This window comes from Streptomyces sp. NPDC026522 (assembly GCF_055567555.1).
Map to the genome: position 1 here is coordinate 189915 of NZ_JBVHQF010000009.1, position 12763 is coordinate 202677.

Annotated in this window: 13 protein-coding genes; 7 read left to right on the plus strand and 6 right to left on the minus strand. The window is 72.2% G+C overall.

Translation table 11 applies throughout. From position 1 onward, the window contains the following. Positions 1-242: 242 nt before the first annotated feature. Together ACZ4M3_RS23800 and ACZ4M3_RS23805 are read right to left on the minus strand one after the other, a co-directional pair. Positions 243-1412 (minus strand): NAD(P)/FAD-dependent oxidoreductase, encoded by a 1170-nt coding sequence (locus ACZ4M3_RS23800; protein WP_467735728.1) that lies wholly within the window; start codon positions 1410-1412, stop codon positions 243-245. 115 nt (positions 1413-1527) lie between these two features. Continuing rightward, positions 1528-3942: a collagenase gene (locus ACZ4M3_RS23805; protein ID WP_467735730.1), complete on the minus strand. Its 2415-nt coding sequence runs from the start codon at positions 3940-3942 to the stop codon at positions 1528-1530. 209 nt (positions 3943-4151) lie between these two features. Between ACZ4M3_RS23805 and ACZ4M3_RS23810 the strand changes: the two genes are divergently transcribed. After that, positions 4152-5522: an aminopeptidase P family protein gene (locus tag ACZ4M3_RS23810; protein WP_467735732.1), complete on the plus strand. Its 1371-nt coding sequence runs from the start codon at positions 4152-4154 to the stop codon at positions 5520-5522. 34 nt (positions 5523-5556) lie between these two features. Here the strand turns inward: ACZ4M3_RS23810 and ACZ4M3_RS23815 are convergent, their stop codons facing one another. Then, entirely contained in the window at positions 5557-5811 is a 255-nt protein-coding gene (locus ACZ4M3_RS23815; RefSeq protein WP_467735734.1) for a hypothetical protein, read from the minus strand. A 362-nt stretch (positions 5812-6173) separates the two neighbouring features. On the opposite strand from ACZ4M3_RS23815, the gene ACZ4M3_RS23820 reads away from it, so the two are divergent. From ACZ4M3_RS23820 to ACZ4M3_RS23840, 5 genes are all read left to right on the plus strand, one after another. Continuing rightward, entirely contained in the window at positions 6174-6470 is a 297-nt protein-coding gene (locus ACZ4M3_RS23820; RefSeq protein WP_467735736.1) for a hypothetical protein, read from the plus strand. Then, positions 6463-7326, plus strand: a complete 864-nt coding sequence (locus ACZ4M3_RS23825) for a hypothetical protein (protein WP_467735738.1) — start codon at positions 6463-6465, stop codon at positions 7324-7326. Before ACZ4M3_RS23820 ends, ACZ4M3_RS23825 begins: the two co-directional genes overlap by 8 nt. A 167-nt stretch (positions 7327-7493) precedes the next feature. Next, on the plus strand, positions 7494-7748 hold the full coding sequence (locus tag ACZ4M3_RS23830) for a hypothetical protein (protein WP_467735740.1): 255 nt from the start codon (positions 7494-7496) through the stop codon (positions 7746-7748). Continuing rightward, positions 7745-8038, plus strand: coding sequence for a hypothetical protein (locus ACZ4M3_RS23835; protein WP_467735742.1), 294 nt, complete (start codon positions 7745-7747; stop codon positions 8036-8038). The genes ACZ4M3_RS23830 and ACZ4M3_RS23835 overlap by 4 nt, the downstream gene beginning before the upstream one ends. A gap of 164 nt (positions 8039-8202) precedes the next feature. Continuing rightward, entirely contained in the window at positions 8203-9063 is an 861-nt protein-coding gene (locus ACZ4M3_RS23840) for a helix-turn-helix domain-containing protein (protein WP_467735744.1), read from the plus strand. A 26-nt stretch (positions 9064-9089) separates the two neighbouring features. On the opposite strand, the gene ACZ4M3_RS23845 is transcribed toward ACZ4M3_RS23840, so the two are convergent. The 3 genes from ACZ4M3_RS23845 to ACZ4M3_RS23855 form a co-directional block, all read right to left on the minus strand. Then, positions 9090-9425: a hypothetical protein gene (locus tag ACZ4M3_RS23845; protein WP_467735746.1), complete on the minus strand. Its 336-nt coding sequence runs from the start codon at positions 9423-9425 to the stop codon at positions 9090-9092. A 100-nt stretch (positions 9426-9525) separates the two neighbouring features. Next, positions 9526-9924: a RidA family protein gene (locus tag ACZ4M3_RS23850; protein ID WP_467735747.1), complete on the minus strand. Its 399-nt coding sequence runs from the start codon at positions 9922-9924 to the stop codon at positions 9526-9528. Further along, entirely contained in the window at positions 9921-11045 is a 1125-nt protein-coding gene (locus tag ACZ4M3_RS23855; RefSeq protein WP_467735749.1) for an acyl-CoA dehydrogenase family protein, read from the minus strand. Before ACZ4M3_RS23855 ends, ACZ4M3_RS23850 begins: the two co-directional genes overlap by 4 nt. A gap of 98 nt (positions 11046-11143) precedes the next feature. On the opposite strand from ACZ4M3_RS23855, the gene ACZ4M3_RS23860 reads away from it, so the two are divergent. Then, complete coding sequence (locus ACZ4M3_RS23860; protein WP_467735751.1) at positions 11144-12763, plus strand: AMP-binding protein; 1620 nt, start codon at positions 11144-11146, stop codon at positions 12761-12763.

Below are 12763 nucleotides of genomic sequence, written 5' to 3' on the forward strand. Positions count from 1 at the left end.
GACCTTGAGGCGCTCGTTCCAGCCTCGCCGGCGTTTGAGCCACGAGGACCCGGGAGCAGCGCCCCCGCAACGGCGCCTCTCGTTCCAGCCTCGCCGGCGTTTGAGGCGCGGGGGCTCGGGGGCAGCGCCCCCGCAACGGCGCCGCACCCGGGCGGGGGCCGGGGCGGAGCTCCGGTGAACGGGAGAAGGGCGGGGCGGGGAGACCTGCCCCGCGCAGCGGCCGCCGGCCGGCGTGGGCCGGGTCACCGGGAGTCCGGCCGGCCGGACGGGCCGAAGCGGTCCGGGCGGAACGCCCCCAACGGCAGCGGGGGTTCCGCGCCGGTCAGGGCGGCCGCGATCAGGACCCCGGTGCCCGGGGCCAGGCCGATGCCCGCACCCTCGTGCCCGCAGGCGTGCAGCAGACCGGGCACCCGGGGGTCGGGGCCGATCGCCGGGAGGTGGTCGGGGAGGTAGGGGCGGAAGCCGTGGTAGGTGCGCAGCACTCGTACGTCGGCCAGTACCGGGAACAGCGCGGCCGCCTGGGACGCGAGCCGGCGCAGGGCCTCGACGGACAGGGCCCGGTCGAAGCCGACCCGCTCCCGGGTGGCCCCGATGAGCACCGGGCCCGAGGGGGTGCCCTCGACCACCGCCGAGGACTGGAGGGCGGCGGATCCGCTGGCCACGTCCGCGATGTAGTCGGCGGCGTAGACCTTGTGCCGGACCACCCTCGGCAGCGGCTCGGTCACCAGGACGAAGCCGCGGCGCGGGAGCACCGGCAGGTCGGTCCCGGCGAGTTCGGCGATCCGGCCGCCCCAGGTGCCGGCGGCGTTGACCACGGCCGGGGCGAGGAGTTCCCGGGTGCGGGTCCGCACTCCCCGTACCGTCCCGCGCTCCAGCACCAGGGCCGTCACCTCCTCGCCGAGGTGGACCAGGGCCCCCGCCGCGGCCGCCGCCGCCAGCAGCCGGGCCGCCGCCTGGGCGGGCTGGACCTGGGCGTCCTGCGGGTAGTGGAAGCCGCCCGCGAGTCCCGGTGCCAGGTGCGGCTCCAGCTCGCGCAGGTCGTCCGCCCCCGCCTCGACGGCGGTGACGCCCGCGGCGCGCTGGCCTTGCGCGAAGCTCCGCAGCGCCTTGAGCGAAGCCTCGTCCGGGGCGACGACCAGGCCGCCCTTGTCCTCGTACTCCATCTCCCGCGGCAGGAGGGCGGCGAGTTCGCGCCACAGGCCCGCCGACAGCAGGGCCAGTTCGAGCTCGGGCCCGGCTTCCTTGTCGGAGACGAGCAGGTTGCCCTCGCCCGCACCGGTCGTGCCGCCGGCCACGCTGCCGCGGTCGATGACGGCCACGCGCAGTCCCGCGCGGGTGGCGTAGTACGCGCACGCGGCTCCGACGACACCGGCGCCGATGATGACGGCGTCCAGGCTGCTTCTCTTGGGCACGGCAGTAATATGTCACATTCTTTATCGAGTGCCTAGGGTCGCCCGGAGCTCGCCGGGGTCGCCCCCGGACCGGTCCCCTCCCCCGTTCCGAACGGGGACCGGTCCGGGGCCGCGGTCAGCTGCGCAGCGGGCCCTCGCAGCTGTAACTCGACGTCCCCGCGACGTGGTTGGTCCAGATCTCCACGGGGCCGAAGGAGCAGTTCATGTCGGCGAGGTTGTTGGAGGCCGGGGCCGACCGGTCGAGGATGAAGTAGTCCACCGTCTCGGACATGTCCTTGAAGTTCTGGTCGTCGTTGCGCCAGTTCTTCAGGTTGGCGGTGATCCGGCCGGTACAGGTGAACCGGCGCTTGCCGGGGTCCCCGTTCTCCACGCAGTCGGGCGTGTTGTAGGTGGCCGTCGCGAACGAGGCCTTCACGTTCGCGAGCGCGGCATCGCGCAGTTGGTCGTTGGCGGTGAAGGTGGTGTTCGGCACGTACAGCTGGTCGACCTTGGCGATCTGGACGTCCAGGAACTTGTCGTAGTCGCGCTGGAGGTAGGTGTCCGCGCCCATCCGGTGGCGCCAGGCGTCGAATCCGGCGACGTCGTTCGCGCGCAGGTGGGCGTACATCTCGCGGAGCAGCGTGGGCTTCTCGGTCCAGAGGAACTCGAAGAACGTGCCGGCGTAGTTGTAGAAGCGGAACCCGTCGCCGTCGTAGGTGGCGTTGAGCAGCTGCTCGACCGACATCCGGGGGCCGCCGCCCGCGGTGTCGGCGATGACTCCCTTCACCAGGGACTTGCGGACGGCTATCCCGTTGTCGCGGGTGGCGCCGTCGAAGAACTCGGCGGTGCCCTCGTCCATGGCGGTGGTGCGGTCGCCCTCGTACCAGGGACCTTCGCCGAAGAAGCCGGGGACGGCGAACCGGCCGTTGAGGTAGTGCGTGTACTCGTGGCGGAAGAGCTCTTCGAGGGTGAGGGAGGAGTCCTGCGGGACCCGGCGCTGGTAGGTGTAGAAGGTGGCGCCGTTCTCGATGTACATGCCGCCGTTGTTGGTGCCGTAGCCGTTCAGCATCGTCTGGTAGGTGACGTAGTCGGCGCGGGAGGCGTACAGCACGATGTTCAGCGTGGTGTTGGGGTCGCCGGCGAGCGGCTGGTCGGTGCCCAGGACCCGGTGGAACTGCGTCTTGACCTGCTTGCTCGCGTAGTAGAGCTGGTCGACGGTGGCCCGGTCGAGGGCGGTGCGGACCTTGATGCCGCCGTTGTCGTAGGTGTAGGTGTTGGGGAAGAGCATCTTCTCGATGTCCTCCTTGCACACCCCGTACGGCTTGCAGGCCTCGTAGGTGTTCAGCCAGGAGACGATCTTCGCCCACTGCTCGCTGCCGTTTCCCCAGCCGGTCTTGACCGGTCCGAGGAGGCCGCCGAGGTCGGCGACGACCTGGTCCTTGAGGCCGTCGATCTGGCCGAAGCGGCCGTACTCGCCGAGCGCGTCGCGGGCCGCCCAGGCGTTGGCGCCGCCCTTGAGGTGGGTGTACCCGGCGAAGGCCTTGAAGTTCGCCCGGTAGGCGGGGTCGGCGGACACCGCCGCGTGGAAGGCGCTGTCCTCGTTGCCCGGGTACACGCCGAGGTAGTTGATGGTGAGGGCCGCGAGGACGGCGCCGCCCCAGGAGGCGTCCTGGTTAGTGGCCGGGTGCGAGGCGTCCAGGGTGGCCAGCACCTTGGTGATGAGGCCGAGCTGGTACTGGCGCAGGCCGGGGCCGGTCGCGTAGAGGGCCTCGCGCAGGGTCCGGGCGTTGGAGGGCGTGGCGTCGAAGGTGTGGGCGGCGTTGCCGAAGTCGGCGATCGCCTTGCGCATCGCGTCGACGGTCGGGGCGTCGGTGAGGTCGATCTCGTCGCGCGAGAAGTCGTGGTACACGGCGGCGTGCAGGAAGGTGAACATCTCCTCCAAGTGGGAGGAGTTACGGCCGTCGTGGGCGGCGGCCAGGCTGGATATCCGGCGGGAGACGGCCTGGACGTGGGCGTCGTCCATCACGGGCGCCAGCCGGGCGTCCCAGGTCCAGATCAGGCCGCGCAGGCAGCCGTCCGCGAGGACGGCCGGGTCCGCGAGGAAGTCGGCGAACTGCTCGGGCGACAGCCCCTTGATCCCGTCGAGGGTGCAGGGCACGTTGACGGCCAGGCCCCGGGTGGTGGGGGTGCTCCGGTCGGTCGCGGCCTTCCCGCTCGGGTCCGTCCGCTGCGCGGAGGCGGTGGTGCCCGCGGCCGGCGCGGCGCCGGGAACCTTGCCGTCGGATATCGCCTGGCCACCGGGGGCCGGCGCCGGTGCGGCGGTGGTGGTCGAGGCCAGGGCGTCGGCGCGGTGCTCGACCTCGTCGAACGGGTTCGGCGCGATGGCGCCGGGGGCTCCGCCGGTGCCGGCCGCGGAACCGGAGGCGAAGGTGGCGGGTACCGGGGCACCCGCGTCTGCCGCATGGGTCACGGCCTGGCCGGCGGAGGCGAGGAGCGTGACGGCGACGGCGACGGAGAGGAGGGACGAACGCACAGCTCTGTGCTGGGACACCAAGGACTCCTGTGGGGAAGGGAGGGCGAGGACGTGCGGAGGTGCACGAGGTACGAGGTGCATGAGGTGCGAGGTGCGGGAAGTGCCCTGCTTCACGCGGCGTTTGACGGGGATTAACGCGGCGCGGTGTGAGCTGTAACATAGTAATGTGAAATTGCACTGACAACCCCTGTGCGCCCACCAGTTCGCTTCTCTTTCAGGGAGCCCCCGTGACCGACGCCTCCGCCCGCCTCCACACGGGCAGCCACGACCTGCCCGTTTCCCCGGAGCTGTCCCGTTTCATGGCGGGCGGCTGGACCCCTACGCCGCTGCCCGGTTCGAGCAGGACTCCGGCGTACGACGTCACCCCCGCCCGGCGCGCCCGGCTCTCGGCGCTCTTCCCGGGCGAGCGGCTGATCGTCCCGGCCGGCGAACTCAAGGTCCGCTCCAACGACTGCGACTACCGCTTCCGGCCGCACAGCGCGTACGCCTGGCTGACCGGCCTGACCGGCGAGGACCAGGTGGGTCACGTCCTGGTGCTGGAGCCTGCCGGGCCGCACGGGCACGAGGCGGTGCTCTACCTGCGCCCGCGCTCGCCGCGCGCCGACGGCAACGAGGAGTTCTACCGGGACCGCCGGTACGGGGAGTTCTGGGTCGGCCGCCGCGCCGACCTGGCCGAGGCGGAACGGCTGACGGGCATCCGCTGCGCCCACCTGGACTCACTTGGTGCACCGACCGGCCGCGACGCCTCCTCGGACGATGAACTCGCCACCGCGCTCTCCGAGTTGCGCCTGGTGAAGGACGCCTGGGAGGTGGAGCAGCTGCAACTGGCGGTGGACCACACGACCGCCGGGTTCGAGGACGTCGTACGGGCCCTGCCGCGCGCGCTGGCACACCCGCGCGGCGAGCGCTGGCTCGAAGGGGTCTTCGGCCTGCGCGCCCGGGCGGAGGGCAACGGGACCGGGTACGACACCATCGCCGCCTCGGGCGCGCACGCCTGCGTACTGCACTGGATCCGCAACGACGGCCGGCTGGACCGCGACGATCTCCTGCTGCTGGACGCGGGAGTGGAGACCGACACCCTGTACACGGCGGACATCACCCGCACCCTCCCGCTGTCCGGGCGGTTCTCCCCCGTCCAGCGGCAGGTGTACGAACTGGTCCTGGCCGCCCAGGAGGCGGGCATGGCGGCGCTGCGGCCGGGCGCCAGCTTCCGGGACTTCCACCGGGCGGGCATGCGGGTGATCGCGGAAGGGCTCGCGGAGTGGGGCGTGCTCAAGGACGCGGAGGGCGACCTGCACCGGCGCTACACGCTGTGCAGCAGCGGCCACATGCTCGGACTCGACGTCCACGACTGCGCGAAGGCGCGGGCGCAGACCTACCTGGACGGGGTGCTGGAGGAGGGCCAGGTCCTCACCGTGGAGCCGGGCCTCTACCTCCAGCCCGACGACGAGACGCTGCCCGCGGAACTGCGTGGCATCGGGGTGCGCATCGAGGACGACCTCGTCATCACGGCGACCGGCGCCCGGCTGATGTCGGGCGCCCTGCCGCGCACGGTCAGCGGCATCGAGGAGTGGATGGGAACGCTGCTGGCCGGCTGAACCCGCCGCCCGGACGCCGCCGCCCGGACCGGCCCTAGAGCCCGCCGGGCGCGGCGCCGCATTCCGCGCACGGGGTGACGCCGGCCGGCTGCGCGGCGGCCGGCGCGCCTTCCGCCTGGGGTTTCAACGCCGGTTCCCGGCTGGACAGGACGTGCTTGAAGCGTTGCTGGCGGCGTAGTTCGCGGACGTCCATCGCGTGCATACGGCCCACCCCGGATGAAGTCCAGGCGGCGCATCCCGTGCCCAGTACGGCGCAGATCAGGGCGATTCTCAGGAGGGTGTCTGGCACAACAGCGGGTCCTCTCCGGTGACTGGTGACAAGGGCGTGTGTCATGGGCCCTCTCGTACCTCGACATAACGCAGCGGCATATGCAGGGTTGCGCAGCGTCAGCCGATTGCAGCCAGGGGAGGGAAGATCGGCGGCCGCGGACGGAGCGGGCCCGGGGCGCGTGAGCGGGCACGCGCGCCCCGCTACGGCGCAGTAAGCGCCGTCGGCCGGTGCGTTCCGCGCGGTCGCCGCCGCCACGGTCCGTCGCCGGCTGTTCCGTACGGCCGAGAAATGATTAAACGCAAGGGTCAAATGGCGTTTACCAGGCACGCCATCACCTGGATGGACCACACCCTCCCCGTCGCCGGGAGCGTTTATGGACTATGACAAATGCAAAGCACTCGGCAATGTTCCCGCAGCGCGCGCAAGGCGAGGGCGACGACCTCGGCACCTGGGCCGCGAGGGCAGGCGAATGGACGTACACGGCCTGGACCCCCGAAAAGGGCGCGTCCCTGCACCAGGAGGGGCAGAAAGTGGATCTCCACTACTCGTCCTCGATCTTCGAGGACTTCCTGGAGACGATGAACCGGCTCCAGGCCGAATTCGGCCGACGGTCATCGGACGCGGGGCCGTCCGGGATCTCCACCGACGAGCACTCGGGGAACACCTCCCGTGTTTGAGCACTACGACGGGACCGGCTCGCACCACCCGCAGCCGGACGCCACCGCGTTCTGGCCGGCTCCGGACCTGGAGCAACACACCGCGCACCAGCAGCCGTTCCTCGGGCCGGGCGAAATGAACGCCCCGTGGGACCCGGCGGAGGAACTGGCCCAGCTCCTCCAGGAGGCCAGCCGGCCGAGACCGGCGAAGACGTTCGACCCGTTCGGCTTCGACGAGGCCGGCGATCCGGGCGCTCCCACCGGTCTGCTCACCGATCCGCCCCCGGTGACCGGCGAACGGCCGCGTCCGCCCGTCCGCCACGGGCACCGCAGGACGCCGTCGGCGACATCGGTGGTGACCCTGCTCAGAACGGGGAGCTTCTTCACCGCCCTGCTGGTCGCCGTCATCGCGGCCGTGGTGAGCACCTTCAGCGGTCTGGCCATCTGCGAGGCCCTGCGGCTGAGCGCCGGCCCGCGCACGGCGAGCGACGTCGTCAGCTGGTGGCCACTGCTGATCTACGGACCTTGGCTGGTCGCTTCACTGTCCATCCTCCGGGCCGCCCTACATCAACGCCGTGCCGTTCATTCCTGGTCCATCGTCCTGCTGTTCTCCACCCTTGCCACGCTCCTGTGCATGGCCCAGGCGTCCGGCACCTTCGCGGCGCAGGCGGCCGCCACGCTCCCGCCCATCGCAGCACTGGCCTGCTTCCAGCAACTCGTCCGGCAGATCACCCTCACCCGGCCGCCGCGCCAAGCCACCCCGCGACACCGCCAGCGCCCGTTCCCGCTGCTGCGACCGCCGGCCGCCGGACCCGTTCCGGACCCCGCACTGCCGACCTACCCGGTACAGCACGCTCGGACGTGGCCGGCTTCGTGAACACGTGGGTCCTTCCCGGACTCAAGGAGTGTGATCTTGCACCACAGGAACGAAGATCCAAACCCATAAGTCACGGGCTTCACACGGTCTCAGCCCTACGGGTACGCCCCGCACCCCCGCACGTCCGCCGAAGGTTCCCCCGAGGTCTCCCGCGAGAGGACACGATCATGCCCCACGAACCCACCCACGCCGAGCGGCTCCGGTACAAGCGGAGCCAGGACGCCGCCTACGAGCTCGGCGAGGAGGCCGTCACGAACCTCCAGGCCGCACTCGCGCTCGCCGGCCTGACCCTGCCCTCGCTCTGCAACGACGGGCCCGTGGGCTGCCGCGGCTTCGTACGGCTCGGAGGCTGCAGCGCGGCGGTAGCCAACCGGCTCGCCGAGGTCATCGCCGCCGGCGCGCGGGCGCTGCAAGACCGGTGAGCGTGCCGCCCGAGGGGCTCGACCCCTACCGGTTCCCGGGGATGCGCGGCCTGCCGAACGAAGAGGCGGGCGAACACCCGTGGCTCCGGCTCCCGTATCCCCGGCCCACTTCCCCGGTCCGGCCTTCGCCGGGATTCCTCAGCCCCTCGCGCCGCCTCGACCTACAGGCCTGTCTGACCGCCGCGGGCATCACCCTCGTCCCGGAGGACCTGCACGCGATCGAAACGCTCGCCGGTCTCGACGAGACCACCTACACGGCCGTCCGGCGATGGATCAGCAGCATCCACTGACCGCGTCTCCCCCTGCCGTTCGAGCCGCATTAGTCCGAACTGATGACGCTGGGCGTACGGATGCCCCGCGTGTCGGATCCGGTATGCACAATGCGTTTTGCCGATGTCGGCCGTGGGGTGAGGTGACCTCTGCGTGATGTTCTTGAGCTGGAGGTACACCGCCCATGGCGGCCAACGGAAATCCCACGGTCAGAAGGCGCCGGCTGGGCGCGGAGCTTCGCCAGCTGCGCAAGGCCACGGGCATGACGTCCCTCCAGGCGGCGAAACACCTGATGGTGTCCCAGCCCAAGATCAGCCTCATCGAGACCGGACGCCGCCCGATCAACCCCCGTGACGTACGCGACCTGTGCCGGATCTACGGCATCACGGACCAGCCGTTCGTCGACTCGTTGATGCGCATGGCGCGGGAGTCGGGCCGCCAGGGCTGGTGGGTTTCCTGCGGCGACGTTCCGTACGGGGTCTACATCGGGCTGGAGACGGAGGCCTCGTCCATCCACTCCTACGAACCCCTGGTGATCCCCGGTCTCCTGCAGACTCCCCGCTACGCGGCCGCGGTCATCGCCGAGACGGTCCCGTGCCCCACGGCCGAGCAGGCCGCCATCAGCCTCGACGTGCGGCTGCGGCGCCAGCACCGCGTGCACCACCCGGCCCGGTCGTTCCGCTTATGGACCATCCTGGACGAGTCCGTGCTGCACCGGACCGTCGGCAACCGCGAGGTCATGCGCGCCCAGCTGGAACACCTGAACTCCCTCGGCGCGGAGCCCCACATCACCGTGCAGGTCCTTCCCCACAGCGCCGGGGCCCACCCCGGGGTCTTAGGGCAGTTCTCCATCCTCACGTATCCCGAATCGGACGCGGGAGTCGTCTACCTGGAACGCTTCACCAGCGACCTGTACCTGGAGAAGCACGCCGACCGGCACCCGTACCAGGTCATGTACGACCACCTCCAGGCGCAGGCGCTCAATCCCGATGCCACGCGCCAGTTCGTCGACAACATGATCAGGACGTACGGCAGGGCCCGTTGACGCGGTCAACGGGCCCTGCCCGGGCTTCACCAGCGCCCGCCGTCACCGCCGTGGTGGCTGCGGCCGGACCCGTTGTCGTCCCAGCCGCCGTTGTTGCCGCCGTCGTCGTGCCAGCCGGCGTTCTTCCAGCCGCCGTTGTTCCAGTGGCCCTGGGAGTCGTGGTTGCGGTTGCCGTTGTTCCAGCTGCCGTTGTCGTGGTGGTCGTTCCCGCACCCGTCGCGCCCGTCGTCCCCCCGCCACTGGTCGGAGCCGTGCTGGTGGTGTTGCGGGAGGGTCGCGGCGGACGCGCCGCTCACCGGCATCAGGCCGAGCGTGATTCCGGCGGCCGCTGCCACGACCGCAGCGATGATCCCACGGCGCATATCGATGCACCTCCGAGTATCGAGGATGTTCTGTGCAAAAAGGGCACTTCAACCCTCTCTCCTCTCCCTGCCGCTGTCAAAGGCGCCCGCGGGGTCGGAGTCAGTCCAGGACGGCGATGCCGTCGAGTTCGACCAGGGCCTGTTCGTCCCACAGCCGGACGGCGCCGATCACCGCCATCGCCGGATAGTCGCGGCCCGCCAGGGCCCGCCAGATCCGGCCGAGTTCCGGGGCGTGCCGGCGGTACGACTCCACGTCCACCGGATACACCGTCACGCGGGCCAGCCGCTCGGGGGTCCCGCCCGCCGCCGCGAGCGCCGTGAGCAGGTTGGACAGCGCGCGCTCGAACTGTTCCGGCAGGCTGCCCCCCACCACCTTGCCGGAGCCGTCCAGCGCGGTCTGGCCGGCCAGGAAGACCAGCCGGGAGCCGGTCGCCGCGACGGCGTGCGAGAAGCCGGCCGGTGGGGCGAGGTCCGCCGGGTTGACGCGTTCCAGGCTCATCGGGCCGCCGCCTCCCGGTAGAGCTCCTTGGCGATGATCGTGCGCTGGACCTCGCTGGCCCCCTCGTAGATGCGCGGGGCGCGGACCTCCCGGTACAGGTGTTCCAGCAGGTGGCCCCGCTGGAGGGCGATCGCGCCGTGCAGCTGGACCGCCTGGTCCACCACGTACTGGGCCGTCTCCGTCGCCAGGAGCTTCGCCATGGCCGCCCGCCGCGGCACCTCGGGGGATCCGCTGTCGTAGGCCCCGGCGGCCGCGTAGACCAGCAGCCGGGCGGCCTCGGTCCGCGTCGCCATCTCCGCCACCCGGTGCGCCACCGCCTGGAGGTCCGCCAGGACCCCGCCGAAGGCGCCGCGGACGGCCGTGTGGGCCAGCGTCGCGTCCAGTGCGGCCCGGGCCATGCCCACGGCGAAGGCTCCGACGCTGGGCCGGAACAGGTTGAGGGTGTCCATCGCGACGCGGAACCCGCGGCCCGGATCGCCGAGCACGTCCTCGGGGCCCACCGGCACCCCGTCGAAGGAGAGCGAGCCGATGGGGTGCGGGGAGAGCATGTCCAGCGCCTCGCCCGTCAGGCCCGGCCGGTCGGCCGGGACGAGGAAGGCGGTGATGCCCTTGGCCCCGGGGCCCTCACCCGTACGGGCGAACACGGTGTAGAAATCCGCCTCCGGGGCGTTGGAGATCCACCGCTTCTCCCCCGTGAGCCGCCAGCCCCCGCCGTCGCGCTCCGCCGCCAGGGCCAGCGCCGCCGCGTCCGAACCGGCGCCGGGCTCGCTGAGGGCGAACGCGGCCACCAGCCGGCCCGCCCGGACCCCCGGCAGCCACCGCTCCCGCTGCGCCGGGCTCCCGGCCCGCAGCACCGGGTGCGCGCCCAGCCCCTGGAGGGCCAGCGCCGTCTCGGCCTCCGTGCAGCCGTACGCCAGCGACTCCCGCAGCAGGCACAGCTCCAGCGCGCCCGCCACGAACACCCGCTCCAGCAGGCCCTCTTCCCCGAGCGCGGCCAGCAGCGGCCGGTTGACCCGGCCCGGCCCGCCCTTCTCGGCCAGCGGCCGCAGCCGTTGCGCCGACAGGGCGCGCAGCCGCCCGCACCATTCCTCTTCGTCCGTCCCGAGCGCGAATCCGGTCATGCAAACAACCCCGCATCTATCGCGTCCTGTTGACTGCCGTCACCGTCACGATACGCTCGTCGCGCGACCCGCGACCGTCCCGAGGGGGCGAACCAGCCTTGGAGCTCAAGCCTTCCGCGCACGTCGACACCTTTACCCGCGACCGCCTGCCGCCCGGCGGAGCCTGGCCGCGGCTCCTGTTCGACCTGCCCGAGCTGGCCTATCCGGACCGGCTGAACTGCGGGGCCGAGCTGCTGGACGCCACCATCGACCGGTTCGGGCCGCACCGCCCCGCCTTCCGGGGCGGCGACGGGGAGGTGTGGTCGTACGGGGAGCTGCGCGAGCGCGTCGACCGGCTCGCCCACGTCCTCACCGCCGAGCTCGGCGTCGTCCCCGGAAACCGGGTGCTGCTGCGCGGCCCGACCAGCCCGTGGCTGGCCGCCTGCTGGCTCGCGGTGCTGAAGGCGGGGGCGGTGGCGGTCACCGTACTGGCCCAGCAGCGCGCCCAGGAGCTGGCCACGGTGTGTGCGATGGCCGAGGTGCGGCACGCCCTGTGCCACGTGGACGTGCTGGACGACCTGGTCAAGGCCGAGGTGCCGGGGCTGCGGATCACCCCGTACGGCGGGACGGCCCCCGACGACCTCCTGCACCTCGCCGCGGGGCACGCGGGACCGTTCCCCGCCGCCCCGACCTCCGCCGACGACGTGGCCCTGATCGCCTTCACCTCCGGCACCACCGGCCGCCCCAAGGGCTGCCTGCACTTCCACCGCGACCTGCTCGCCGTGGCCGACACCTTCTCGCGCCACGTGCTGCGCCCCCGACCCGACGACGTGTTCGCGGGCAGTCCACCGCTCGGCTTCACCTTCGGGCTCGGCGGTCTGGTGGTCTTCCCGCTGCGCGCCGGGGCGTCCTCGCTGCTGCTGGAGCAGGCGGCGCCGCGGCAGCTGCTGCCCGCGCTCGCCGAACACCGGGTGACGGTCCTGTTCACCGCGCCCACCGCCTACCGGGCGATGCTGGACACCCTCGGCCCCTACGACGCCGGTGCCTACGACCTCGGCGCGCTGCGCCGCTGCGTCTCGGCGGGCGAGAACCTGCCGGCCGCCACCTGGCAGGCCTGGTACGAGCGCACCGGGCTGCGCATCATCAACGGCATCGGGGCCACCGAACTGCTGCACATCTTCATCTCGGCCGCCGACGAGGACATCCGGCCGGGGACCACGGGCCGGGCGGTGCCGGGCTGGCAGGCCCGCGTCGTGGATCCGGCGGGTCGGCCGGTGCCGGACGGGGAGCCGGGGCTGCTGGCCGTCCGGGGGCCGGTGGGCTGCCGCTACCTGGCCGATCCGCGGCAGGCGGAGTACGTACGGGAGGGCTGGAACCTGACCGGGGACACGTACGTGCGCGACCCGGACGGCTACTTCCGGTACGTCGCCCGCGCCGACGACATGATCATCTCCTCGGGGTACAACATCTCGGGCCCGGAGGTCGAGGAGACCCTGCTGCGCCACCCGGACGTGGCGGAGGCCGCGGTGGTCGGGCGCCCGGACGACCGGCGGGGCCAGGTCGTGGTGGCGTACGCGGTCCCGCGAGAGGGGGCCACACTGACGGAGGAGGCGCTGCGGGCCTTCATGCGGGCCGAGCTGGCACCGCACAAGTGCCCGCGCTCCTTCGTCTTCGTCCCGGCGCTCCCGCGGACGCCGACGGGCAAACTGCAACGCTTCCGGCTGCGCGATCTAGAGTGA

Coding starts and splice junctions, on each gene's coding strand:
- ACZ4M3_RS23840 (WP_467735744.1), top strand. CDS start 8,203: ATGGCGGCCAACGGAAATCCCACGGTCAGAAGGCGCCGGCTGGGCGCG.
- ACZ4M3_RS23830 (WP_467735740.1), top strand. CDS start 7,494: ATGCCCCACGAACCCACCCACGCCGAGCGGCTCCGGTACAAGCGGAGC.
- ACZ4M3_RS23850 (WP_467735747.1), bottom strand. CDS start 9,924: ATGAGCCTGGAACGCGTCAACCCGGCGGACCTCGCCCCACCGGCCGGC.
- ACZ4M3_RS23845 (WP_467735746.1), bottom strand. CDS start 9,425: ATGCGCCGTGGGATCATCGCTGCGGTCGTGGCAGCGGCCGCCGGAATC.
- ACZ4M3_RS23855 (WP_467735749.1), bottom strand. CDS start 11,045: ATGACCGGATTCGCGCTCGGGACGGACGAAGAGGAATGGTGCGGGCGG.
- ACZ4M3_RS23820 (WP_467735736.1), top strand. CDS start 6,174: ATGACAAATGCAAAGCACTCGGCAATGTTCCCGCAGCGCGCGCAAGGC.